Here is a 24,193-nt window from a genome sequence, read left to right on the forward strand (position 1 = left end):
ATGGGTGTCATTCCGGGGGTGCGAGGTCGTCGAAGCGGACGTGGCTGAGCTTGGTTCGGGTGAGGTAGGCGGATCGTGCGATGGCTATGCTGCCGATGGACGAGGTGGCCAGTTGCAGGATGATGATGAGCACCACTTTCACGGTGTCGGTGAGGCTGGGTTGTAGGAGGAGTGCGCCGACGATGACGAATACGGTGCCGAGGCCGCCGGCCGTGCCGACGGCGGATATGCGGGTGTAAGCGTCGGGGAATCGCACGATGCCTAGTGCTGCGGTGGCGAAGATGAGTGCGCCTAGGACGATTACGATGTTGCCGATGAAACTTAGGGCGTTCATCGTTTTCCTCTCGTGAGGATGCGGGCCAGTGAGAGGGCGCTGAGGAAGCCGACGAGCGAAGCGATGAGGACGATGTCGAACGTCGCTGTGCTTTGGATGCGCACGCCGAAGAGGGCGAGGAGCCCGATCATTCCGAAGAGGAGCAGGTCACCGCCGATTGCTCGGTCGGCTTCGGTGGGGCCGACGAGTATTCGGTAGGTTGCGGCGAAGCAGGCGATGACGATGATGCCGATTCCTATGTCGATTCCGATCATCATTCGGTGATGCCCTTTCGTCGTAGTGCGTTCAGCAGTCGTGTTTCCATGTCGTCGAGTACGTCGCGGAGTTCGTCGGCGTGTACTTGGTACATGCCGTGCACGAACAGCACGCGCGTTCCTGGATCGGCCTCGTCGTTGTTCATCCCGTCGCTGATGGTGGTGCCGAGTGTGAGGGTGCCGGGGGTCAGCGTAATCAGTGCCGCGAGGAGGGTGATTTCCGTGTCGGTGCTGCAGCGTGTGGGGAAGCGGGCGATGCCCGTGGTGGAGCGTTGTCCTGGTGTGAGGTTGTCGTGGATGACTGCTCCGTTCGCGACGACGAGTTCTTTGGCGAACCAGGCGCAGAAGCTCAGGAGACGCCAGGGCCAGCTTGCCCAGGTCATCGGCCGATCACCGCGTCCGTGTAGGCGCTCGTATCCAGCAGGCCTGCCGCTGCGGTGTCGGCCAACTGCAGGAGGACGTCTCCGCCGATGCCGAGCAGGATGGTGAGCGCGGCGAGGATGATGGCGGGGGCGGTGAGGGCAAGTCCGACTCGTGCCTGTAGTGGTGCTTGGACGGTGACGGTGCCGTCGGATGCAGGATGGTCCCGCGGCGACGCGTGCTCATGATCGTCGGGAAGGTGACCCCAGAAGACACCCGACCAGATCTTCAGCATAGACAGCAGTGTGACCAGGCTGACCGCGAGCATCGCGATAACGACGACGATCTGGCCCGCGTCCACGGCCGCCAAGACCAGGGACAGTTTCGCGACGAACCCGGAGAAGGGGGGCAGGCCGGCCATCGAGAATGCGGCGATGAGGAATACCACCGCGATGAGTGGTTCACGGCGGCCCATCCCGCCGAGCCTGCTCAGCGCACCCGTGCCGTACCGGACCTCGATAGCGCCGGTGGAGAGGAAAAGCGCTGCTTTCACGATCATGTGGTGAATCAGATAGAAGATTCCCGCGGCCAATCCGGCGCCGGTAAAGAGGGCGATACCGATCAGGATGTAGCCGATTTGGCTGACCATGTGGAATGCGAGGATGGATCGTGTCGTGGTCTCGCCGACGGCGGCGAAGACACCGACAATCATGGTGAGGGTGAAGACCGCGATGCCGATGCCGAGGAATCTGTCGTCGCCCTCAAAGAGCTGCGCGTAGATGCGGTAGATGGCGTAGATGGCGACCTTGGTGTGCAGACCGGAGAACAGGGCGGTCACGGCGGGCGATGCGGAGGGGTAGGTGCGTGCCAGCCAGCCGTGGACGGGTACGACCGCCGCCTTAATCGCGAGAGCGAACAGGCAGATACCGGCGGCGAGGGCGACCGCGTCAGATTCGTGTGCGGCACCGGCGAGCTCGGCGAGGTTCACCGTCCCGGCCGTTCCATAGATGAAGGCAACTCCGGCGAGGAAGACCGTGGAGGTAAGAAGGTTCACCGTCACGTAAAGGCGCGCCCCTGTGACCTGGCGCAGGCGTCCCTTGCCGGGGGCGGCAAGCACGAGAAGTGCGTAGGAGGGAAGAAGCATCACTTCAATAAAGACGAAAAGGTTGAAAAGATCGACCGTCAGCAGGGCACCGTTGACTCCGGCCAGAAGCACCAGGACGAGCGGTGAGAAGAAGCGGCCGTCCGCTGTTCCCGAGGTGATGGCAAACAGCGAGCACACCGCGGTGAGCAGTCCCGTCGCGGTGAGCATCAGCGCCGTGAACATGTCGGCTGCCAAGGGGATGGCGATGCCGAACGGCCAGGCGCCGACACCGTGCGCCACCACACCGGTGGTGTTGACGATGCCGATCAATGTGAGGCCGGCGACCATGGAGGCAGTCGACACGGTCAGGAGGAGTCCGGCCTGAAGTCGCGGGCGCCGGCCCACGGTCAAGAGCAGACCGGCGACCAGGATTGGGGCGGCGGCGAACATGGGAAGCAGCATCGCGGTCATGCGAGACGCTCCTCGTCTGTGACGGTCCCGACCAGGCTCGTGCGTGGGAGGCCACCCACGTCAGAGTCACCGTTGTCGACAGTTTCGTCGTCAGTGGTGTCTTCGTCGACGGTGTCGTCGTCGTGCTTCCCGGTGATGGCGAGGCTGAGGAGGAAGATCGTGATGGAGAAAGCGATCACGATCGCCGTGAGCACGAATGCTTGCGGGAGGGGGTCGGCGACACCGGAGGTGTCGTTGAAGGTGCCGAAGGGCGCGGTGCGGCCGGCGGATCCTCCGGACGCCATCAGGATGAGGTTGACGGCGTGCCCGAGGAGGATGAAGCCGAGGATCACCCGGAGCAGTTCGCGGCGGAGTAGGAGGTAAACGGCGCCGCAAACAAGCAACCCGGCAGAAATGGCCAAAGTCATCGGAGGGTCCCTTCTTTCGTGCGGATGGGTGTCGTGGAGGTGGCGGGCCCGCTGGTGCGGGTTGTGCGGCTGCGGCGGTCCAGGCCGAGCAGGTTCAGGGAGGCCAGGACGACACCGATCACGGCGAGGTACACGCCCACATCGAAGAGCAGCGCGGTGGTGAGGTGCATGCCCAGTACATCGGCGTGCAAGGGGCGAAGGAAGGATCCGTCGACGAAGCCGAGCAGTCCGCTGAGGGTGGCCACGACGATGCCGGCGCCGATGAGCAGGATGTAGGGCCAGCGGATTCGCGCGGCATCGTCGGTGGGCGCGGCGAGGTAGACCAGAGCAAACCCTGCGCCGCCCACCAGCGCTGCGATGAAGCCACCGCCGGGATCCTGATGACCGCGCAACAGCAGAAGCAGCGACAGGAGAATTGTCAGCGGTCCGGCCCATCGTGTCAGCGACTGGGCAAAGACCGAGTTGTGCCGGGCATTCGCCAGTGGGGAGTCTTCGTCTATTGCTGTGTCGTCAACGGCCGGGGTGATGGTGCGTCGTGCCGAGAGGAGCGCGGCGACGGCGACGCCGGCGACGCCGAGAACGGTCAGCTCGCCCAGCGTGTCGAGCGCGCGGAAGTCGACCAGAATCGTGTTGACAATGTTGGCGCCTCCGGTTTCGTTTTCGGCGTTGCGGAGGTAGTAGTCGGCGGCAGTGGACAGTTCGCGGCGCCCGGTGAAGGCGATCACTCCCAAGGTCGTGGCCACGCCGGCCGCGATGGCGACCGTCAGGGACGATATCCGTCGACGCACGCTGTCGCGGCGGAATCGTCGCGGCAGCCGGCGCAGAACCAGGACCAGAACGCAGATGGTGAGGATCTCCACGAGCAGCTGCGTCAGCGCCACATCGGCGGCACCGAGCCAGAAGAACCACAGCGTCATCGCAAACCCGATCACGCCCACGACGACGACGGCAGCCACCCGGGTGCGGGCCAAAACGGTCGCTGCCGTTCCGACGAGGATCAGGGACACCAGGACCCAGTCCAGCGGGTGGGTGGGATCACCCACGATCGGCGGCAGCTCTCCGAGGAAAATCACCCCCACCCCCGCGATCACCAGAAGCGACAGGACGGGAATTAGCAGGTGATGTCGGGGGGCGCTGGATGCGCTGAGCCGAGCCACTGACGCGCCGAAGCCGATGATCGAGGCCCGTATGCTGTCGACGACGCTGAGTGCATGGAACGGGAAGCGCACACGCGACATGACCGGGTCGACTTTCGCGCGCAGGAGGACCAAAGCGGTACCGGTGCTCAGTACCAGGATGGAGATGAAGAGTGCCGGTGTCAGTCCGTGCCATAACTCCAGTTCGGGCGTGATCGCCGCTCCGAGCGCGTTCGAGCTGGCCGCGCCGACGAGCGGATCCAGAAGTGCCGGTACGAGGCCGAGCGTCAGCCCGGCCGCAGCCCACACGGCTGGTGCCGCCCAGAAGAGCGCCGGGGCTTCACCGACCAGCCGTCCGGCCCGGCCACCAGCGGCGCCGATGACGAACCGGCCGGCGTAGGCAAAGGTCAGCACAGCAGTCAGCGCCGCGACGCTCGTGATCACCGGAGCCAGCCACTCGGGTCCAGGGGCTGACAGAAGCGCGACGAACATGCTCTCTTTACTCACGAAGCCCAGCAGCAGCGGTACGCCCGCCATCGATAGTGCAGCGAGGGCCGCGATCGTGAGGGTCACGGGCATCCGCACGTTCAGCCGCGCGAGCTCCCTGATGTTTCGCGTGCCTGCCTGGTGATCGAGGATCCCCACCACCATGAATAGGGCTGCTTTGAACAGGGCATGGGCCACGGTGTGCACGACAGCCGCGGTCAAGGCCTCCGGTGTGCCCACACCGATCAGCAGAACCAGCAGGCCCAGCTGACTGATCGTGGAATACGCCAACAGCTCCTTTAGGTCGGTGCGTCGTAAGGCGGCGATACCACCGAGGAGCGCCGTGACGGCGCCGCTGTAAATCAGCAAGATCGACCAAAGTGCGTTGTCGTTCAAAACGGGCGAGAACAACAGCAGCAAGTAGATGCCCGCTTTGACCATGGCGGCCGCGTGCAGGTAAGCACTTACGGGGGTGATCGCCACCATCGAGTCGGGAAGCCAGGCGTGGAAGGGGAACTGCGCGGATTTTGTAAATGCAGCACCGACCAGCAGCACCACAATCCAGGTCGTGACCGAAGAATTCTCCGTCCAGAACGACGCCTCCAGAATCTCACTGATACGGGTGGTGCCGGCTGCGACAGTCATCGCCGCTGCTGCTCCAAGCAGGCTCAAGCCACCTAACGCGGTAACCATGAGGGTACGGATCGCCGGCTCACGCGCATGCGCCCCGGAGCGGGCGATGAGGAAGAACGAGCAGAGCGTCGTCGCCTCCCACGCCACAAACAGTAAAACGACGTCGTCCGCCAGGACGAGCACAAGCATGGCCAACGCGAACACGCTCATCAAGACGTAGAAGCCGGTATGGGCGCCACGGCCCAGGTAGCGTGCCGAGTAAAACAGCACACCCGCACCAATTACGGTCACGAGCAGACCAAACAGCAAGCCCAGACCATCCAGTCGCAGCGCGAAGCTGACACCGATGCTTGACATCCACGGCCACACCTCAGCCCTGGGGCCCGCTGCGGACGCCACAACGAGCAGACCACCGGCCGCTAAGAGCGGAAGCGCGAGAACAAAACCAATATTGCGGCCGAGAGTTCGGCCAAGCACCATAGCTGCCACGGTCGCAGCAGCGATGAGTGCGATGCACCCGATGAGCATCAGTCCACCTTTGAGTCAATTCGACATAGAAGTACGTCGAACCGAGCAGGGCTGTGCTCACCGGCGCTAAGCGCCTGATGACCTCGGATCGACGTTAAATGTCGATGACCGCGGGAGAGGAACCCGCAAGAATGGCACCCCAGCTGGAGAGGTAGCCGTTAGTTCCCGGGTGCGTCATAACCCAAGACGTCGGCAGAAAGCCGACGTTGGACGCACTGGAAGTTAGGAACATAACCCTTAGTCTACAGAAAATCCGTGCGTGACCCATTCCGCTCCTGCGACACAAGGCCACCTGGTCGTCGATATGGAGCCAAAGAATGCTCGTCCACACGGTGCAGCGCATGCCTGTTAACGCCGACTGAAAACAGGGCCAAAAACGCCGACTGAAAACAGGGCCAAAAACGCCGACTGAAAACAGGACCACCCAGCAGTATGAAGGGTGATCAAATTGGACGATTGGGCGGAGATTCGCCACCTGCATTCGACAGAGAAAATCTCGAAGCGGGAGATAGCACGACGACTCAGCGTGTCTCGAGGAACGGTCGACCGGGCCTTGGCCCCGGACCGGGCCCCGACCTATCAGCGAGCAGGCAGCGGGTCGAGTTTCGACGAGTACGCGCATGCCGCACGGGCACTGTTGGCGGCCACGCCAACTATGCCAGCGGCAGCCATCGCGGAACGCGTCGGCTGGTCAGGATCGGAGTCGCTGTTCCGGTCGAAGATCGCTGAGATCCGGCCCGACTACCGGGTCCCGGACCCTGTTGACCGGCTCGTGCACCCGCCGGGCTTCCAGATGCAATGCGACCTCTGGTTCCCCCACGACGACATCCCCCTCGGCCACGACCAGGTTGACCGGCCACCCGTGCTCGTGATGACGTCAGCGGCGTCCGGATTCATCCAAAGCCGCATGCTGCCGACACGGATGACATCAGATCTGCTCGGCGGCATGTGGTCTCTGCTCGAGGAAGCACAGGCCGTTCCCTCGCGGCTGCTCTGGGACAACGAGTCCGGGATCGGGCGCGGGAAACTAACCGAGGCCGCCGCCGCGTTCGCCGGTACGCTCGGGTGCGAGATCAAACTTTTGAAGCCCCGCGACCCGGAGCCCAAGGGCATGGTCGAACGCATGAACAGGTTCTTTCGGGGCAGGTTCATGCCCGGTCGCACATTCGCGTCTCCAACGGATTTCAACGCCCAGATGGCCGACTGGTTACCGATCGCGAACAGCCGGTTTTCCCGTGCCCGCCGAGGCCGCCCGATCGATCTGGTCACCACCGACAGGGCAGCGATGCGGGCACTGCCGCCAGTGGCTCCCGAGGTGCTGTTTCGCAACATCGTGCGCCTACCAAGGGATTACATGGTCCGTGCCTTCAGCAACGATTACTCCGTCGACCCGGCCCTGATCGGGCGTCTCGTCCACGTCACTGCGGGCTTGGACACGGTCAATATCCACCACGACGGGCTCCTCGTGAGCTCGCACCCGAGGCAGTGGGCGCGGCAGCTAAACATCATCGATCCCGCTCATGTTGCTCGGGCTGGTGAGCTGCGGAATCAGCACCGGAGCCAAGGCCGGAAGATGCCCGTGTTAACGGTCGTGGAGACCGCGTCGCTGGATCATTACGACACCCTTTTCGGCCTCACACCCGACGCAGCGGCCATCGTGGCGGTCGCCTCATGAGCGGCGTAGTGGTTGGTGGGTCGGAGACCGCCTCGCAGATCGAGTACTACTCCCGGGCGCTCCGGGCGCCGCGGATCAGCGACGCGTTCCGGCGCCTCGGCGACCAGGCCCGCGACGCGGGCTGGTCCCACGAGGAATACCTCGCCGCGGTCCTCTCGCGGGAGGTCTCGGAGCGGGAAGCGTCGGGGTCAGCGCTGCGGATCAAGGCTGCACGGTTCCCAGGATTCAAGACGTTGGAGGACTTCAATTTCGACCATCAGCCGTCCGCCGACCGGAACCTGATCGCGCATTTGGGTTCCGGGGTTTTCCTCACCGAGGGCAAGAACGTGGTCCTGTTGGGGCCGCCAGGGACGGGGAAAACGCACCTCGCGATCAGTCTGGGCGTCAAGGCCGCACAGGCCGGACACCGGGTCCTATTTGATACCGCAGTCGGTTGGGTCAACCGCCTCCAAGAAGCTCACTCCCGCGGGAAACTCGACGCAGAGCTCAAGCGACTGCGTCGCTACAGCGCACTGATCGTTGACGAAGTGGGGTATATCCCGTTCGATCAGGACGCTGCGAATCTGTTCTTTCAACTCGTCTCAAGCCGGTATGAACAGGCGTCGCTGATCTTGACGAGCAATCTGACTTTTAGCCGGTGGGGTGATGTTTTCGGTGGCCCGACAGTGGCATCAGCGATGATCGATCGGATTGTTCATCATGCCGATGTCATCAGTCTCAAGGGTGCCAGTTATCGGATGAAGAACCACCAGCTGCCGTCAACTACGGCATAGTAGAAACACACAACCGTGGCCCTGTTTTCAGTTGGCGAAAGTGGCCCTATTTTCGGTTGGCGTTAACAATGCCAGAGCGAGCAGTCCTTGGCAGAATTCGACAAGTACCTATGCGAGACAAGAAGCGGCCGTTTGGTGGCATTTAGGCGGGGTGCAGGAGGCGCTGCAACTACACCGCCCTTTAGCCAGACGGTGAACGAACGCTCTTCGAGCCGACTCACCGTTGCGCGCGGTACCGAGCTTCGTGCCCGTTAGCCGAACCCCCTACGGGACGGTCACCTGTCTCGCAGTCGCTCATCGTGGGCAGTGGAACAGGACGCAATGCTGTGCGTCACCGCGTCATTACTACTTCGACCAGAGACTCTGACGCGGGCCGCCTGGAAGCAGCCAGCGGCCAGCGATCACCCCGAAACTTCGGGACGATCGTTCACGTCCTTTGGCCTGGTGCGCTCGTGACCGTATTCTGCTCGGCGCTGCAAACGATCGAGCCTTAGACCGGGCACCGTCCGAAAGGCGCCAGCGAGCACGCGAAAGATTGCTCCGCTGTGAGTGATGGTGGGGACTGCTGAAGCTTTGGTTGACTCGGTTCCTTAGGCCGCCAGTGTGACGGTCTTTTTCATTATGGTCTCGTATTCGATCGGTGTCAGCCTCCCAAGTCGGCGTTGTCTCCTTCGCCGGTGGTAGGTGCCCTCGATCCAGTTGATGATCTCGAGTCGGAGCTCGTCGCGGGTGACCCACGAGCGTTGATTCAGGACATTTTTTTGCAGCAACGCGAAGAAGGATTCCATGGCTGCATTGTCACCGCATGCCGCGACTTTCCCCATCGAGCCCAGCAGCCCGTTCTGGGCGAGTGCGCGCACGAATTTCCGTGACCGAAATTGGCTTGGGATCCTCGGTCGGAGTGAACAATCACTGCCGTGGGGTGCTCCCGGTGGGTGACGGCCATGGTGAGCGCGTCAACGGCCAGCCGAGCTTTCATCCTCGTATCGATGGAATAGCCAACGATGCGATTCGAGAACACATCTTTGATTGCGCAAAGATAAAGCTTTCCCTGACTCGTTTTGTGTTCCGTGATGTCGGTGAGCCACAGCTGATTTGGCCTCGACGCGGTGAAGACCCGCTGCACCCGATCGTCGTGCACGGGTGGGCCTGGTTTCCGGTTGCGGCCCTTCTTCTTCGCGAACACGCTCCATAGTCGCTGCTGGGAACAGAGCCGCCAGACGCGGCGTTCGCTGGCGGTGAAGCCCAATTCGGCGAGTTCGTCAGCGATGAACCGATACCCGAACGTCGGGTCATCGGCGTGCGCATCGAACGCGGCGTTAATAAGATGAGCATCGTCCCAGTCCCGGGCGGAGACGGGGTTCTTGACCCATTTATAGAACGCTTGCGGGGAGAAGCCCAGCACCCGGCAGGCCACCGTGATGGGAACCCGTATCGGGGCATCCAGCGCGGCAAGGTCACGGACCAGCGGGAACATCATTTTGGGAGCTGCGCCTGAGACAGATACGCCACAGCGCGCCGCATCACCTCGGCTTCCTGCTCGAGCAGGCGGATACGTTTGAGCGCCTCCCGCAACGCCACCACATCACCAGCAGCTCCGGCTCCGGTCGATGGTCCGACGAGGCCACGCTCCTGCAACTCGGCCGCGCGCATCCACGTCGACAACGCAGACTTCGACACACCGAAGTCCTTCGCGATCTGCCGCTGCGTTGCCGCGCCCTGCTTCGCAACCGCGACGACATCGCGCTTGAACTCATCCGTGTAATTCTTCGGCATGATTACCATCCTCCCGCATCGCAAAACGATGCAGTCCAAGTGACCTGCCCCACAGTTTGGTTACCTTGTAACTTTTGGATTTTTGGGCCTTGCTGGAAGGCTGTGAAGCATGCCAAGACCGTATCCTGCCGAGTTCCGCGCCCGCGCTGTCGCGTTGATGCGTGCCGGGAAACCAATCGCGACGACCGCTGCTGCGCTGGGTGTGAGCCAGTCGTGCCTGCATAACTGGATCCGACAAGATCAAGTAGATCGTGGTGATCTGCCTGGTGTCACGACGTCGGAGAGCGCCGAGCTGAGACGAGCGCGCAAACGCATCCGTCAGCTGGAGTTGGAGGTCGAGATTTTGACGAAAGCATCGCATTTCTTGGCGGAGGATGAGCCTCACCCAAAAGGGTTCACCCGGTGATCGACAGGTTGGTCGACGCCGGGCTACCTCCGAAGGTGTGCTGTCGTGTCCTCGGGGTCAGCAGCCCCGGCTACTACCGTTACCGGAACCGGCCGCTCTCACCCACGCAGATGCGCCGGAAGTGGCTCACCGGCCTGATCCGTGAAGTCCACGTTGCCTCCCGTGGAACCTACGGCTCCCGTCGCGTTCACGCTGAACTCACCCTGGGGATGGGAGTCAAGGTTAGTGAGCGACTGGTCGCGGTGTTGATGAGTTTGGCCGGAATCTACGGACTCCCGGGCCCGGCGCGCGTGAAACGACTGCATGGGATTGTCACGGCCGATGACCTGGTGAATCGCAAGTTCCACCGCCTGTCGCCCAACGAGCTGTGGGTCACGGACATCACGGAACATCCCACGCGAGAGGGGAAGGTTTTCTGCTGTTGCGTGCTGGACTCGTTCAGCCGAAGGATCGTCGGCTGGTCAATCGATACTGTCCAAGATGCCAACCTGGTGGTGAACGCCCTGGATATGGCGATCAAGAATCGCAGGCCAGAGCCTGGCAGTGTTGTTCACGCCGATCACGGCACCCAGTTCACCTCTTGGGCCTTCACCAACAAGATTCGCTCGTCCGGCATGATGCCATCCTTCGGTTCTGTCGGGGATGGACTCGACAACGCGATGATGGAATCCTTCTGGTCGTCGATGCAGATTGAGATGCTCAACCGGAAGAAATGGAAAACCCGGCTCGAGCTCGCGAACGCAATGTTCGACTACATCGAGATCTTCTACAACCGACAGCGACGCCACTCCGGCCTCGGCTATCGAACCCCAATCGAGTACGATCTAACATACGAAAACCAATCAATCTCCGCCTGAAACTCCACACCTCAACAGGTAACTGAAACATGGGGCAGGTCAAAGAATCAACCAAACCTTCAGCAGTCCCTTGGTGATTCTGCTGGGACCGGGGCAGGGCGGTGACTCACCGATGTTCCCCGAAGTCTTGGGGAGCCTGCGAGTGCCTCGGCTCGGCGGGGGTCGGCCTCGCACGACGCCGGATCGAGCGATGGGTGACAAAGCGTATTCGTCCAAAGCTAATCGGAAAATGCTCCGGGATCGTGGCATTCATGCCGTGATCCCGGAACGATCGAACCAGGTCGCCAATCGGAAACGACGTGGCCAAGCCGGAGGTCGCCCTCCCACTTTTGACAAGGTGTCCTACAAACGCCGCAACGTCATTGAGCGGTGTTTCGAGGTCTTCAAGCAGTGGCGTGGCATCGCCACCCGCTACGACAAACTCGCCCTCACCTACCGCGGCGGGGTTGTCCTCCGGGCCATAATCATCTGGGCTAAGGCATTAGGAGACACGCCCTAGATCGGTCGAGGGAAAGAATGTCGACCAGACTTCCCAACTCACCACAATTAACTCTACCGCCCATCGCTGGATGCCGACGCAGGCAGCGAAGCCTCCGGAGGCCGCCGTGAGCGCACCGATAGTCTGGCGTGATGCATACGACGATGGCCGCCGGTGGGAGCCGGAAACCAACCCCACGGTATTCACTCGTTGCTGAGGACGTCCTGAGGGAGTCCTCGACGTCAACAAGTGGCCTGAGTCAGGTGCCGGTGGCGCAGCGCCTGCAGGAGTCCTGCCGTGGGTGGTCCGGTCGCCGCAAGAACGCTGTGGTGCTCGTGTGAGCGGTGGTGACCGACCGGCGTACGACGCGGTCATCTTTGACATGGATGGCGTCGTCACCGACACCGCATCGCTTCATGCCAAGGCTTGGCGAGTCGTGTTCGACGACACACTTGCGCAGTTCCCAGAGACCGAGACGCGTCCTTTCGACCCCGACGTTGATTATCGCCGGTATGTCGACGGTCGCCCCCGCGAAGACGGTGTGCGCAGTTTCTTGCTCTCCCGCGGCATCACCCTTCCGGAGGAGAGTTCGGATGGCGGGACGACGGTGGCGTCGGTATCGGAGCAGAAGCAGGCCGCCTTCGACGCGCTACTCGACCGGGAGGGCGTCGCCGCTTTTCCTGACGCGGTGGCGTTGCTGGAGCGCCTACTCGTCGGGGCTGTTCCGGTCGCGCTGGTCACGTCAAGCCGCAACGCCGAACGCATCCTTGACGCGGCTGGGCTGGACTCATACTTCTCAGTGAGGGTCGATGGCATAACCGCAATTGAAGCGGGCCTGCTGGGCAAGCCCGATCCGGCGATGTTTCTTGAGGCGGCCCGGCTTTTGGGGGCATCTCCTCAGCGCACCGTTGTTCTCGAGGATGCCGAAGCGGGCGTCAAAGCTGCTGTCCGCGGCGGGTTCGGTCTGGTAGTCGGGGTGGCACGAACCGGGCACGGGGACCAGCTGCGTGCCGCCGGGGCGGATGTCGTCGTCCGCACGCTCGACGGGTTCGACCCCATGTGGGCACCGCGGCGGCGCCCACATGAGTCGGAGCATCGCGATCAGGGGAACGACCAGTGGGTGCTGCGCTACGACTCCTTCGACGCCGCAACCGAGGGGCAACGGGAAACGCTCTGCACGGTGGGCAACGGCTACTGGGCCACTCGTGGGGCCTCGCCTGAGGCAACCGCCGACGAGGTCCACTATCCCGGGACGTATCTCGCCGGCATCTACAACCGCGTGCGCACCCCGCTCGCTGATGGCGTGGTCGAGGATGAGCATCTCGTGAACGCTCCCAACTGGCTACCGCTCTCGTTCCGCATCGATGGCGCTGATTGGTTCCACCCGTCGAATACTGAGGTCGTGGACTTCAGCCAAGAACTTGACCTGAAGGTGGGCATCCTCACTCGGGTTCTCCGGATTCGTGACACGGGGGGCCGCAGCACGCTCGTCACATCACGCCGCTTCATTTCGCAGGCAGATCACCACGTCGCTTGTCTGAAGACGACGTTCGTGTCCGAGAACTGGTCGGGCACGGTCACGGTGCGTTCGGCGATTAACGGTGCGGTGGCGAACCGGAATGTCGACGAGTACACCCTGCTGGCGGATACGCACCTCGTCCCCGTGGCGGTTTCGGCGATCGACGACGAGACGACCCTGCTCGAATGCGTGACCTCGCAATCACGCGTGCACATTGCGATGGCCGCACGTACGCGGGTATTCGCAGCGCATGATCTGGTGTCCAGTACCCGCGACCTGATGGCGCAGCAAGGATATGTGGCGCAGGAGTTCGATCTGGAGGTGCACCAGGGACGCCCGGTCACGGTCGAGAAGGTGGCCGTGGTCAGCAGTTCTCGAGATCGCGCCATCGCGTCACCTTCGTATGCCGTGACCAGTTGGATTCGCAGACTTCCCGACATTTCCGTGCTGGAGGAGGCTCATGAACGCGCATGGCGGGGCCTGTGGCGCGATTTTGCGGTTGAGATCGACGGTCCAGCACGCCAGTCGCTCGCGCTCAACCTGAATACATTTCATGTGCTGCAAACTGTGGCGGCGGCCAACGCCGATCTCGACGCTGGCGTTCCGGCGCGGGGACTGCACGGCGAGGGCTATCGCGGACATGTTTTCTGGGACGAGATCTTCGTCTACCCCATGCTGACGATGCGTCGCCCCGACCTCAGCCGGGCGCTCCTCGGCTACCGTTATCGTAGACTGCCGGAAGCCAAGGCAGCCGCGCGCGAGGCCGGACACGACGGGGCGATGTTCCCGTGGCAGAGCGGCGTCGACGGTCGCGAAGAGACGCCCGTTCAACTCTACAATAAGCGCAGCGAGCGCTGGATCCCCGACAACTCCCGCTACCAGCGGCACGTCGGGCTCGCCGTCGCTTACGGCGTGTGGGAGTACTTCGAGACGACCGCCGACGAAGCTTACCTGTTGGACCAGGGCATCGAGCTGCTCGTCGAGGTCTCTCGCTTCTTCGCCAGCCTCGCGCGTTTCGACGGCGATTCCGATCGCTATGACATCGACGGCGTGATGGGCCCGGATGAGTTTCATGACGCAAACCCTGGTGCCGACCGGCCGGGCCTGCGGAACAACGCGTATACGAACGTGATGACTGCGTGGGTGCTGAAGCGCACCATCGATGGGCTGGGTCGTGTACGTGGACGCGCCAGCCATTCGGTTTGGGAACGCATCCATGTCACCCCTGATGAGCTCGAAAACTGGGCGCACATCAGCCGACGGTTGCGTGTTCCGTTCCATAAAGATGGGGTGATCAGCCAGTTTGAGGGCTACGAGCAGCTCCCCGAGTTTGACTGGGCAGGGTATCGAGCCAAGTACGGGCGCATCGGGCGGATGGATCTCATCCTCCACTCGGAAGGTGACAGCACCAACAACTACCGGTTGTCGAAACAGGCCGACGTTCTTATGCTGTTATACCTCTTCTCTGCCGAAGAGTTGCGCGAACTCCTGGCGGACATGGGCTATGGCTTGTCGCCTGAGACGGTCCTCAGCACAGTGGAGTTCTACGGCGCGAGATCGACGCACGGGTCGACGCTCAGCAACGTCGTGCACTCGTGGGTGGAGGCGAGGCGGGACAGGTCGCGCTCATGGGAGTTTCTCACTCAGGCACTCGACAGTGATCTCGCAGACATTCAGGGCGGCACCACGAGAGAGGGAATACACCTTGGTGCCCTCGCCGGGTCGGTCGACCTAGTTGTCCGCTGTTACACCGGTCTGGAGTTTCGCGGTGACGCGCTGTGGTTCAATCCCGTGCTTCCGCCGGAATTGCCCCGCGTGCACTTCACGCTTGTATACCGAGACCAGCCCATCCGGGTCGAAGTGACCGCGGAGCACCTGCGGCTCGCTCTCGAGCCTTGCGAGGCGGCCCCCATCACAGTAAGGACCCCCCAAGACATAGTGGTGCTCGCAGCTGGTGACACACACGAGTTCCGGCTTCTGCCGTAGCGGGCGGGAACTGGGGGTGTTGCCGGCGACTGAGTCTCGCGAAACTCGCGGTTGTTGCACCATTTATTGCTGTTAGACGCTTAAGGTGGCGGTGTGTGGCGTGCAGATAAAGTTTCAGATGACTTCTCGGTCGACCCAGGTTCGGTTGACGAGAATGTCGACGACGCCGAAAACGAGCACTCACATCCCCACATTCAGGTAACAGCGCCTCATACGCTGAGTTTTGGTGAGCCGAACATCATGGCCGGAAATGTTGCAGAGCCCACGTGGACGCTCTGGCGTTCGCAATTGTCAGAGCTGGGTGGCCAGTCGCCGCTCGTACACTTCGTCGATTCGCCCCGCACGCGCGTTGAGCTGTCTACGACGCATCCGGGCGGTTTGGCCCAGTTCATCACCGGTAAGCGCACACTGCTGTCGAGTTTGATCCGTGACGATGTTGCTTTGCGCTCGGCCAAGGTCGCGGCCGGTGCTGTTGCAGCGAAGGGTCTTGAACTCTCGACGGCTCGCGGAATTGATTCCGTGCACTTGGGCATTGGCATTGCCCGCTGGAACCACGACCACGTTGAGTACTGTGCCCCAGTGTTGCTGCGGCCCCTCGCCATCCGCCGGCACGGTCGTGACTTTGAGTTGAAGTTGCGGAGCACCGCCTACCTCAACCCAGAATTTGCTCGTGCGCTGGATGAGCAGTTCCATTTGCGCCTCGACGCTGAATCATTCGTCGCTCTCACGGATGCCGATGGCACCTTCAAACCGAATCCGGTAATCGACCGTTTGCGCGGCCTCACCTCGCACCTCACCGATTTCGCGGTCAGCCCCCGACTAGTGGTGTCATCATTTGCTGATGTTGCGCCGGGCCTTGCCGACGATGCCGCTGAGTTGCAGCATCCGATTCTCGATGCACTGGCCGGCAACACCTCCGCGGCGTGGACCATCACGGAGGGTTACGCGCCGGTTCCTGCCCTGTCGGCTGATGAACGCTCACCGCAGACTGACCGTTTGCTGCTCGACGCCGACGCTGAGCAAGAGAACGTGATCGCTCAGATCGAAGCGGGCAACTCGCTGGTGGTTCGCACCCTTCCCGGCACGGGCGGAACGCAAACAATCGTCAACGCTGTCGGTGCACTCGTTGCGCAAAACAAGCGCGTGCTGGTCGTAACCCCCCGTCGCGCCTCGCTCCACTCAATCGCTGACCGCTTCGATGACATTGGGCTACCGGGTCTCGCCGTGGCACCGCGCACGCTGCGTCGCGACATCATCCGTTCCATCTCGCGCAGCGAAAAGGCCTCACAACCTCAGATTGAAGACGTGGATGATGCGCTGCTGCGCCTGCGCAAAATCATGCTCGACTATCGCGGGTCAATGTCTATAACGGATGGCGTTCTTGGAGTCTCCGTTCTCGACTGCGTCTCAGAGCTGAGCCGACTGGCGCTTCTTCCCCACCCGCCGTCAACCACCGCACGCCTGTCACGAGAAGCGGTAGAGAAACTGGCGAACGATCGCAGCTCCGCCACCGACGTGATCATCGCCGCAGCAAAGCTCGGCGAATTCAAATATGGCCCCGGCGACTCGCCCTGGTATGGCGCCCAGTTCGCCAATGGTGACGAGGCACTCAAGGCACACGACGTTGCCAAGCGCGTGAATCTTCAGCTTTCTGACCTGCTCGGCGTCGCCAACCGGCTGGTATCAAACACCCGCATGCGACCGTTCCAGAGCATCGAAGAGCTGGGGGTCTACCTGCGACTGCTGGTTGATCTGCGAGAGACACTCGACCGCTTCGTGCCTACCGTTTTCGACCGTGCGATCACTGAACTCATTGCCGCGACAGCACCGCGTCGTGATTTCCCCGAGATGACGAGCGCTAACCGTCGCCGCCTCAAGAAGCTTGCGCTCGAATATGTGCGCCCCGGCGTTCGCGTCACCGACATGCACACTGCGCTCATTCGCATCCAGAAGCAACGCGTTCTGTGGCACCGGTTTGTCGCCGAAGGGGCAAGCCCCGCTGTGCCTGTTGGCATCGGCGAAGTGCAACGTTCCTACCAGCAGGTGTCCGAAGATCTTGCAGCCCTCGATATTCCGCTCGGCATTGCCGATTCGCATGTCGCGCTGACGAGTCTGCCGATCCCGTTCCTGATCGATAAAATTTCAGCGCTCGCCGCCGAATCCGACGTACTCAACAATCTGCAAGAGCGCACCGCCCTGATGGGCAGTATGCGTGACCTCAAACTCAATCCTCTGATTGAGGATCTGGCCAAGCGGCACGTGCCCGAAGATCAGGTTGCCGCCGAGCTCGAACTGTCGTGGTGGAAATCGGCGCTTGACTCCATGCTCGAGATGGATCGTGCACTGCTCAACGCCAACACCTCGGTGGTGGATCGCCTCGAAGCAGATTTCCGCCTTGTTGACGAAGCACACGCATCGGCGAATGCGAAACAATTGTCGTGGCAAATCGCCGAGAACTGGAAGGTTGGGCTTGTTGACTGGCCCGACGAAGCGAGTGCGCTCAAGCGTGCCCTCTCCAAGGATCGGCTCACCTCCTTCGATGTTCAAACGTCGGCACCCCACCTCTCGCGCACCATTGCGCCCGTCTGGCTTGCCTCGCCCTATGAGATCGACTCTGTTGTCGACACGATGCCGTTCGATACGGTGTTTCTCGTTGACGCCGGAGCGATGACGGTGGCTGAAGCGGCGGGAGCGATCCGCCGCTCGAAGCAGGTTGTTGCTATTGGTGACCCCGTAATCCAGTCGCCTACTCCGTTTGAGATTGCGGTTCGCGATGCTACCGCCGATGCCCCACCACCCATCGACAATGAGGTGCGTGAAGCTCTGGTCGAAGATTCGGCCTTCGCTCGACTGAGTGGGCTGCTCCCGACGCTCACGCTGACTCGAAGCTACCGTCCGGGGGGCGAAGAACTCGCTGAACTGGTGAATCGTCGCTTCTACGGCGGGCAAATCGAGTCGCTGCCCTGGGCCGGAAGTTTTCTCGGCCACGGCAGCCTCGCGGTGAGCTATGTTGCCGATGGTGTCGGGATGCCCGACCCCGACTCGGGAGCGGTAGAGAGCCCCGACGCCGAAGTCTCTCGTGTCGTTGAACTCGTTGTCGATCATGCCACTAAGCGCCCACAAGAGTCGCTGATGGTGATTACGGCGAGCCCGTTGCACTCGGTGCGTGTGATGCAGTCGGTCCTGGATGCTGTCAGCCGTCGTCGCCCCGAACTCCTCGATGTCATCATCGGCGATCGTGCCGAACCGTTTACGGTCACCACGATCGATCAGGCTGTGGCCCAAAGCCGCGACCGGGTCATTTTCTCGATCGGATATGGCCGCACACCCCACGGTCGCGTGCTCTCTGACTTCGGTTCACTCGGCGAGCCCGGGGGAGAGCGCCTTCTCGCGGTCGCGATGACGCGTGCTCGCCGTTCGCTTGAGATCGTGACCTCGTTCCGGTCTGAAGATCTCGACGACGGTCGCATGAAGCACGGTGCCGTTGCCCTCGCTGAGGTACTCGACGAAGTCGATGCTCGTTATTCTGAGGCGCCGGTGCCCGACGATAGTGACCCGATGCTGGTTGATCTTGCACGTCGTCTCGAGCGGCGCGGGTTGCGTGTCGCCCTCGGTCACCGCGCCAAGCTGGGATTGGTTGCTTCGCTAGGCGGTCGCTGCGGAACGATTGAAACCGATGCGATGGTGCACGGCGCGAGCCTGCGCGAATCGTTGCGTTTGCGGCCCGAGTTGTTGCGTCGACTGGGCTGGCATTATCTGCGGGTGCATGCCTTTGAGCTGTTCGGCGACCCCGATCAGGTGGCGGACAAGCTGGCGCGGATGCTCGGAGCTGAGCCTGCTCCCACCACTGAGCCCGTCTCGATCATCCCCGCCACACGTCCCGAGCAGTAACACGTGGGCGGCACCGACAACTCCCGTTCGAGCGAGCAGCACGACGAGAACCCCGACGATGAGAACCCCGGCGATGAGCACGACGAGAGGGACGACGCGCAACCTGCGAAGGGTAAGAAGCGCCGCCGCGTTACGACAGCACCGCCTGAGGGGTCAGATCCTCATCCTCGCGCTGAACCCTTGCGGCATCCCGCCAATGAGAACGACGAGCGGCTCAAGGGCGACAAACCACCGCACTGGGGTTAGGTTTTTTGGGCGAGCAGGTCTCTGGTCTGAAGGAGCAACTCGGCCTCGGTGGGCCCGGCTTCGGACTCGACCACCCGGGGTGAGGGTTTAGTCAACTATGACGGTTTTGTGGCAGAGGGAGAGGCAGAGGAAGTCGACGAGGTCGACGAAGAAGATGAGCCTGACGAGCTTGAGCCTGACGAGCTTGAGCCTGATGATCCAGCGCCTGATGATGTGCTCTTCGATGAGTCACCAGAGGAAGAGCCTGACGACGAGCCGGACCCGCTTGAGCCGGAGTCGCTTGAACTCTTGGTAGCCCGCGAGTCGTTGCGATAGAAGCCTGAGCCGTTGAAGGTGACACCGATTGCGGAAAACATTTTGCGAAGTTTGCCCTGGCAGGCGGGGCAGACGGTCAATGAGTCATCAGTGAATGACTGCTGAATGTCGAAAGCGTTGGAGCATTCGGTGCAGCGGTAAGAGTAGGTAGGCACTAGATCCTTAGTTGTGCTCGGTGATGGTCACAATTCCCGTGGGGGTGACTATTCCATTGACTGGTTGGTCATGAACTTCGGTGGGAACGACATCCACGTATTCGTTGTCAAAAATTACGGCGTAGACGGGTGGTTTCGCTTCCATCGAACCCAGTGTTTTATCGAAATATCCGCGCCCCCAGCCCATGCGCATTCCGCTGCGATCCACGGATGCCGCGGGCACAATAATCAGGTCGACATCGTTGATAGCGATCGGGCCAAGAACCTCACTGGTGGGTGCTGGCATACCGATTAGGTCGCTGTTTTCTTCTTCGCCGTCATAGGGTGCCCAGTCGAGCAGGCCGTCGGCGCGCGAAATGGGCAGTAGCACGGTGATGTTGTGTTCTGAGGCCCAGTGGAGGAATCCACGGGTTTGGGGTTCGTCTGTTGTGGAGAGGTAGGCCGCCACTGAGGTTGAGCCGGTTCGTGTGGCAAGTTCGATGAGGTTTGCGGTGATCCCCACTTCAGAATCGTTCCGTTCTTTGGCGGTGCAGATGCGGCGGCGTTCGCGTAATTCGGCCCGGAGTGCACGTTTGTCGTGACTGACGTCGTCGGTCATGTTCTCATTCTACGAGGCTCGCCCACTACCCTGTACCTATGGCATCGAAGATTACTAAAGCGGTCATTCCCGCTGCAGGTCTGGGCACCCGATTTTTGCCGGCAACAAAGGCTATGCCGAAAGAGATGTTGCCGGTGGTCGATAAGCCTGCAATTCAGTATGTCGTGGAGGAGGCCGTTGCTGCGGGTCTCACCGATGTGCTGATGGTGACGGGCCGCAACAAGAATGCGCTCGAGAATCACTTCGATCGGATGACCGAACTTGAGGCAACTCTTGAACTGAAGGGTGACACTGATCGTCTCTCCAAGGTTGAGTTCTCTAACGACCTCGCCGACATGCACTATGTGCGCCAGGGTGACCCGCGGGGTCTTGGCCATGCGGTGTTGCGGGCCCGCATGCATGTGGGCGATCAGCCATTCGCGGTGCTGCTTGGTGACGATCTCATTGATGCCCGGGATGTGTTGCTTTCGCGCATGCTTGAGGAGCAGGCGGCGCGCAATGCGACTGTCATTGCCCTGATGGAGGTCGATCCAGCTCAGAGTCACATGTATGGAATCGCTACGGTTGAGGCCACTGTGGACGATGATGTGGTGCGCATTACGGGTCTGGTTGAGAAGCCCGCCCAGGGCACTGCACCATCCAATCTGGCCATTATTGGCCGTTACGTTTTGCGTCCCGAAATTTTCGGCATTCTTGAACGCACCGATCCTGGTAAGGGTGGCGAAATCCAGTTGACGGATGCCCTGCTCGAGATGGCCGAAAAAAATGTTGCCGGTGGTGTCTATGGGGTTGTGTTCCGTGGTCGCCGCTATGACACTGGTGACCGTCTCGACTACATTAAGGCGATTGTGCAGCTTGCTGTTGATCGTGAAGATTTGGGCCCCGACCTGCGCCCCTGGCTCAAGCAGTTCAGTTCAACGCTGGAGTAGCGGATGGCGTATGGCATTCCGACGCTCCGCGACGGAAACATCAGCATTCGCCCGATCCGGGTTCGAGATGCGCGCGTATTGGAGAACGAGCTGCGCGATAACAGGCGGTGGCTGCGCCAGTGGGAGGCCACGAGCCCCGTCGGGCCTTTCAGCTTTGACGTGAAGTCGAGCATCCGCGGGCTCCTTCAGCAGTCTCGAGCTGGCTCGGGGCTGCCCTTCGTGATTGAGCACGAGGATGAAGTTGCGGGGCAACTCAATGTGTCATCGATCACCTACGGTTCCCTTGCTTCGGCAACGATCGGTTACTGGGTGTCGGAGCGTTTCGCCGGCAGGGGGATAACGCCTACCGCGGTGGCTCTCGCTACCGACCACTGTTTCTTTCAGCTCGGATTGCACCGCATGGAAATCTGCATTCGACCCGAAAATGCGCCCAGTTTGCGCGTGGTGGAGAAGCTCGGCTTTCGTTATGAGGGCTTGAGGCGTCGTTTTATCCATATCGATAGCGACTGGCGTGACCACTTCTGTTTTGCGCTCACTGTGGAAGAAGTTCCGCAGGGGGTCCTGCGCCGCTGGCAGGCGGGTGCCGCCCCTGAAGGCGATGCTCTGGTTCCGACTGCGGATCGCACCTTGGCGGCTACTCCGCTGATCCCTCCGCGCCGCTAGCGGAATCCGCGCCCGCCAGCAGTCCCGTCCCGCCAGCAGCCCTACCCGCTGGAGGACAATTCTCAGGAACTTTCGTGTCCACTCCCGCGTGCCGACGGTCTGTGTTGCGTGGATGCTCGTACCGTGTAGGCATGGAATTGACCAGCATCGGCGGCGGCGTGATGATCGCGCTCGCGGCGGGGTTGTGGTTGGTGTACTTGGTTCCTAACTGGTTGAAGAAACGCGAATATCTCGCGACCGAGCGAAATGCGGTTCGCCTGCAGCAGACGATTCGTGTGCTCGCGCAGACTTCAGAGCTTCCCGATGAGGTGCGCGCAGAGACGGTGGCGCGCAGAGCGGCTGAGCTTGCAAAAGCTCGTGCGCTGCAAGGGCCGGTCGCTGTGGGGCGAGCGGTAACCCCACCCACTCGGCAACAGATGCTCGCGCTGTCGGCGCGACGCCTTCGCCGAACGCGCGCATTCACCGCGCTTGTGCTCCTGGCGAGCATCGTTGTTGTCGGTGTGCAGCTTTCGCTCATTGTCACGGCCGGTGCCGCCCTCGTTTCGGGCACCTGGCTTGTGCTCGCCACCGCTGCTATCGCCGGAATCAGCGCAAGCGCGATGCTCTCTCGCCTCGCTGAACGTTCACGTGCTCGACGCGAAGACATCGCTCTGACCGCGCAAACGGCTGCGCCGCGTCGCCGAATTGTGCTTTCATCTGAAGCACTCGTTGAGGAGCCGACCGCGCAGGTCAGCTGGACTCCGGTGCCCGTGCCCAAACCCATGTACCTGACGCGCAGCAACGCACCGGCAGCAGCGGTGGCCGCCGCACGTCGCGCTGCCGAGATCGACAGTGAGCTGCGTGCCGCCGCAGAATCGGCCGAACAGGCCCTTCGTGCGAACACCGCTGCAATGGCCGCGGCAACCCGCGAAACGGAACGCGCGCGCGAAGCTGGGCGTGTGCCAACGGCACCGGTATCGGCGCCCGCTGCGGCATCGATCCCCAACCGTTTTGCTGGCATGGGCATAGTCAATATCGAGGGCGGTGCACCAGACTTGGATGCCGCGCTCGCTCGTCGCCGTCGCGCTAGCTGTAGTTCCCCGGGACGTTGTGATCGCGCGAGTTAGCGAAGACCTCCGGCAGGATGTGGGTACCACCCTCACATCCCCAACCGAAGGTCTTCATGACTCACGCTAACGCCCCGTTCGCCCCGGAGGGGCGGCTTCGTCTTGCTCGTCTGATCGTGGAAGGCGGCTGGTCCGCTCGTCGTGCCGCAGAACGATTCCAATGTTCACCATCAACAGCATCGAAATGGGCTGCACGTTTTCGCGCTTGTCAACCCCTGACTGACCGCTCCTCACGACCGAATCGTTCACCGGCGCGCACCTCGCGCCGCCTTGAGCGACGCATCATCGCGTTGCGATTCACCCGTCGGTGGGGACCACATCGGATCAGTTACCACCTGCACCTCAATCGCTCCACAGTCGAGCGGGTACTAGCCCGCTATCGGATGCCAAAACTCGCCTGGCTCGACCAAAGCACGGGACTCCTCGTCCGACGATCAAAACCCGTGCGCTATGAGAAAGCGATACCGGGCGAGCTGGTGCACGTTGATATCAAGAAACAAGGACGTATCCCTAACGGGGGCGGCCACCGAAAGTTAGGCCGCACCATCGGCAACCACAACAACCAGAAAGGCGGCCGCGGATACTCGTTCCTGCATCACGCCGTCGACGACCACTCCCGACTGGCATATTCAGAGATCCTCGACGATGAGAAGAAGGAAACCGCGTCCGGGTTCTGGCGCCGCGCGAACCAGTTCTTCGTCGATGCCGGCATCACCGTGACCGCCGTGATGACCGACAACGGTTCCTGCTACCGGTCAGCCGCCTTCACCACAGCCCTCGGCCCCGCAATCAACCACAAATTCACCCGCCCCTACCGCCCGCAAACCAACGGGAAAGTCGAACGCTTCAACCGCACCCTCGCCGAGGAATGGGCCTACGCCCACACCTACCTCAGCGACGAAGCACGCGCGGCAACCTACCCAGCCTGGCTCCACAGCTACAATCACCACAGACCCCACACCGGCATCGGCGGCCAAACACCATCAGACCGCGTCCACAACCTCACAGGGAACTACAGCTAGCTAACGCAACCACCCAGAGAGTCAGCAGACACCCTCTCCTAGAGGTCGAGCGCGGATGTTTGCGCAAGCTTTCGAGATCGCACGGCGATGAGGCGTGCGGGTTGG

Annotated in this window: 18 protein-coding genes and 4 pseudogenes; 12 read left to right on the forward strand and 10 right to left on the reverse strand. The window is 61.9% G+C overall.

The window, feature by feature from the left end; all coding sequences use genetic code 11:
- Positions 1–7: 7 nt before the first annotated feature.
- The 7 genes from FB472_RS11355 to FB472_RS14080 form a co-directional block, all read right to left on the reverse strand.
- A complete protein-coding gene (locus tag FB472_RS11355; protein WP_141990981.1) occupies positions 8–334 on the reverse strand; it encodes a cation:proton antiporter in 327 nt (108 codons plus the stop codon).
- Positions 331–591: an MrpF/PhaF family protein gene (locus FB472_RS11360; protein WP_342775553.1), complete on the reverse strand. Its 261-nt coding sequence runs from the start codon at positions 589–591 to the stop codon at positions 331–333. Before FB472_RS11360 ends, FB472_RS11355 begins: the two co-directional genes overlap by 4 nt.
- Positions 588–971, reverse strand: coding sequence for a Na+/H+ antiporter subunit E (locus FB472_RS11365; protein WP_141990982.1), 384 nt, complete (start codon positions 969–971; stop codon positions 588–590). The genes FB472_RS11360 and FB472_RS11365 overlap by 4 nt, the downstream gene beginning before the upstream one ends.
- Positions 968–2,503, reverse strand: coding sequence for a monovalent cation/H+ antiporter subunit D family protein (locus FB472_RS11370; protein WP_141990983.1), 1,536 nt, complete (start codon positions 2,501–2,503; stop codon positions 968–970). Before FB472_RS11370 ends, FB472_RS11365 begins: the two co-directional genes overlap by 4 nt.
- The gene (locus FB472_RS11375) at positions 2,500–2,910 is read right to left on the reverse strand and encodes a sodium:proton antiporter (RefSeq protein ID WP_141990984.1); all 411 of its coding nucleotides are present in this window, start codon (positions 2,908–2,910) and stop codon (positions 2,500–2,502) included. The genes FB472_RS11370 and FB472_RS11375 overlap by 4 nt, the downstream gene beginning before the upstream one ends.
- Positions 2,907–5,693 (reverse strand): DUF4040 family protein, encoded by a 2,787-nt coding sequence (locus FB472_RS11380; RefSeq protein WP_141990985.1) that lies wholly within the window; start codon positions 5,691–5,693, stop codon positions 2,907–2,909. The genes FB472_RS11375 and FB472_RS11380 overlap by 4 nt, the downstream gene beginning before the upstream one ends.
- Before the next feature lie 94 nt (positions 5,694–5,787).
- Positions 5,788–5,925, reverse strand: a complete 138-nt coding sequence (locus tag FB472_RS14080) for a hypothetical protein (RefSeq protein ID WP_170192089.1) — start codon at positions 5,923–5,925, stop codon at positions 5,788–5,790.
- A gap of 207 nt (positions 5,926–6,132) precedes the next feature.
- Here FB472_RS14080 and istA point away from each other — a divergent pair, with 207 nt between their 5' ends.
- Together istA and istB are read left to right on the forward strand one after the other, a co-directional pair.
- Complete coding sequence (gene istA / locus FB472_RS11385) at positions 6,133–7,368, forward strand: IS21 family transposase (RefSeq protein ID WP_141990986.1); 1,236 nt, start codon at positions 6,133–6,135, stop codon at positions 7,366–7,368.
- A complete protein-coding gene (gene istB / locus FB472_RS11390; protein ID WP_141990987.1) occupies positions 7,365–8,141 on the forward strand; it encodes an IS21-like element helper ATPase IstB in 777 nt (258 codons plus the stop codon). The genes istA and istB overlap by 4 nt, the downstream gene beginning before the upstream one ends.
- Positions 8,142–8,731: 590 nt before the next feature.
- Here the strand turns inward: istB and FB472_RS11395 are convergent.
- Positions 8,732–9,917, reverse strand: a pseudogene (locus tag FB472_RS11395) (IS3 family transposase).
- Between the two features lie 109 nt (positions 9,918–10,026).
- On the opposite strand from FB472_RS11395, the pseudogene FB472_RS11400 reads away from it, so the two are divergent.
- From FB472_RS11400 to FB472_RS14715, 6 genes and pseudogenes are all read left to right on the forward strand, one after another.
- Positions 10,027–11,180, forward strand: a pseudogene (locus FB472_RS11400) (IS3 family transposase).
- Between the two features lie 67 nt (positions 11,181–11,247).
- Positions 11,248–11,679: pseudogene (locus FB472_RS11405) on the forward strand (transposase); the annotation flags it as partial.
- A gap of 280 nt (positions 11,680–11,959) precedes the next feature.
- Complete coding sequence (locus FB472_RS11410) at positions 11,960–15,163, forward strand: beta-phosphoglucomutase family hydrolase (protein ID WP_246078194.1); 3,204 nt, start codon at positions 11,960–11,962, stop codon at positions 15,161–15,163.
- Between the two features lie 93 nt (positions 15,164–15,256).
- Positions 15,257–19,054, forward strand: a complete 3,798-nt coding sequence (locus FB472_RS11415) for a DEAD/DEAH box helicase (RefSeq protein WP_141990989.1) — start codon at positions 15,257–15,259, stop codon at positions 19,052–19,054.
- Positions 19,055–19,057: 3 nt separating this feature from the next.
- On the forward strand, positions 19,058–19,300 hold the full coding sequence (locus FB472_RS11420; RefSeq protein WP_141990990.1) for a hypothetical protein: 243 nt from the start codon (positions 19,058–19,060) through the stop codon (positions 19,298–19,300).
- A 48-nt stretch (positions 19,301–19,348) separates the two neighbouring features.
- Positions 19,349–19,615, forward strand: a complete 267-nt coding sequence (locus FB472_RS14715) for a hypothetical protein (RefSeq protein WP_425467234.1) — start codon at positions 19,349–19,351, stop codon at positions 19,613–19,615.
- A 14-nt stretch (positions 19,616–19,629) separates the two neighbouring features.
- Here the strand turns inward: FB472_RS14715 and FB472_RS14720 are convergent.
- Together FB472_RS14720 and FB472_RS11435 are read right to left on the reverse strand one after the other, a co-directional pair.
- A pseudogene (locus tag FB472_RS14720) lies at positions 19,630–19,770 on the reverse strand (FmdB family zinc ribbon protein); the annotation flags it as partial.
- A gap of 7 nt (positions 19,771–19,777) precedes the next feature.
- A complete protein-coding gene (locus tag FB472_RS11435) occupies positions 19,778–20,368 on the reverse strand; it encodes a 5-formyltetrahydrofolate cyclo-ligase (RefSeq protein ID WP_141990992.1) in 591 nt (196 codons plus the stop codon).
- Between the two features lie 38 nt (positions 20,369–20,406).
- Here FB472_RS11435 and galU point away from each other — a divergent pair, with 38 nt between their 5' ends.
- From galU to FB472_RS11455, 4 genes are all read left to right on the forward strand, one after another.
- Positions 20,407–21,297, forward strand: coding sequence for a UTP--glucose-1-phosphate uridylyltransferase GalU (gene galU / locus FB472_RS11440; protein WP_141990993.1), 891 nt, complete (start codon positions 20,407–20,409; stop codon positions 21,295–21,297).
- Positions 21,298–21,300: 3 nt separating this feature from the next.
- Positions 21,301–21,960, forward strand: coding sequence for a GNAT family N-acetyltransferase (locus tag FB472_RS11445; RefSeq protein WP_141990994.1), 660 nt, complete (start codon positions 21,301–21,303; stop codon positions 21,958–21,960).
- Between the two features lie 131 nt (positions 21,961–22,091).
- Positions 22,092–23,066, forward strand: coding sequence for a hypothetical protein (locus FB472_RS11450; protein ID WP_141990995.1), 975 nt, complete (start codon positions 22,092–22,094; stop codon positions 23,064–23,066).
- Between the two features lie 56 nt (positions 23,067–23,122).
- Positions 23,123–24,088 carry an IS481 family transposase gene (locus tag FB472_RS11455; RefSeq protein WP_141989580.1) on the forward strand — a complete coding sequence of 322 codons (966 nt, stop codon included), beginning with the start codon at positions 23,123–23,125 and terminating at the stop codon, positions 24,086–24,088.
- Positions 24,089–24,193: the final 105 nt, after the last annotated feature.

The organism is Rhodoglobus vestalii (assembly GCF_006788895.1).
GTDB classification, from domain to species: Bacteria; Actinomycetota; Actinomycetes; order Actinomycetales; family Microbacteriaceae; genus Rhodoglobus; species Rhodoglobus vestalii.

Bases quoted from the DNA above. Each gene is read 5' to 3' on its own strand.
- FB472_RS11450 (WP_141990995.1), top strand. From the start codon at position 22,092: ATGGAATTGACCAGCATCGGCGGCGGCGTGATGATCGCGCTCGCGGCG.
- FB472_RS11360 (WP_342775553.1), bottom strand. From the start codon at position 591: ATGATGATCGGAATCGACATAGGAATCGGCATCATCGTCATCGCCTGC.
- FB472_RS11370 (WP_141990983.1), bottom strand. From the start codon at position 2,503: ATGACCGCGATGCTGCTTCCCATGTTCGCCGCCGCCCCAATCCTGGTC.
- FB472_RS11445 (WP_141990994.1), top strand. From the start codon at position 21,301: ATGGCGTATGGCATTCCGACGCTCCGCGACGGAAACATCAGCATTCGC.
- FB472_RS11380 (WP_141990985.1), bottom strand. From the start codon at position 5,693: ATGCTCATCGGGTGCATCGCACTCATCGCTGCTGCGACCGTGGCAGCT.
- FB472_RS11455 (WP_141989580.1), top strand. From the start codon at position 23,123: ATGACTCACGCTAACGCCCCGTTCGCCCCGGAGGGGCGGCTTCGTCTT.
- FB472_RS11375 (WP_141990984.1), bottom strand. From the start codon at position 2,910: ATGACTTTGGCCATTTCTGCCGGGTTGCTTGTTTGCGGCGCCGTTTAC.
- FB472_RS11355 (WP_141990981.1), bottom strand. From the start codon at position 334: ATGAACGCCCTAAGTTTCATCGGCAACATCGTAATCGTCCTAGGCGCA.
- FB472_RS11365 (WP_141990982.1), bottom strand. From the start codon at position 971: ATGACCTGGGCAAGCTGGCCCTGGCGTCTCCTGAGCTTCTGCGCCTGG.
- FB472_RS14080 (WP_170192089.1), bottom strand. From the start codon at position 5,925: ATGTTCCTAACTTCCAGTGCGTCCAACGTCGGCTTTCTGCCGACGTCT.
- FB472_RS11435 (WP_141990992.1), bottom strand. From the start codon at position 20,368: ATGACCGACGACGTCAGTCACGACAAACGTGCACTCCGGGCCGAATTA.
- galU (WP_141990993.1), top strand. From the start codon at position 20,407: ATGGCATCGAAGATTACTAAAGCGGTCATTCCCGCTGCAGGTCTGGGC.
- istB (WP_141990987.1), top strand. From the start codon at position 7,365: ATGAGCGGCGTAGTGGTTGGTGGGTCGGAGACCGCCTCGCAGATCGAG.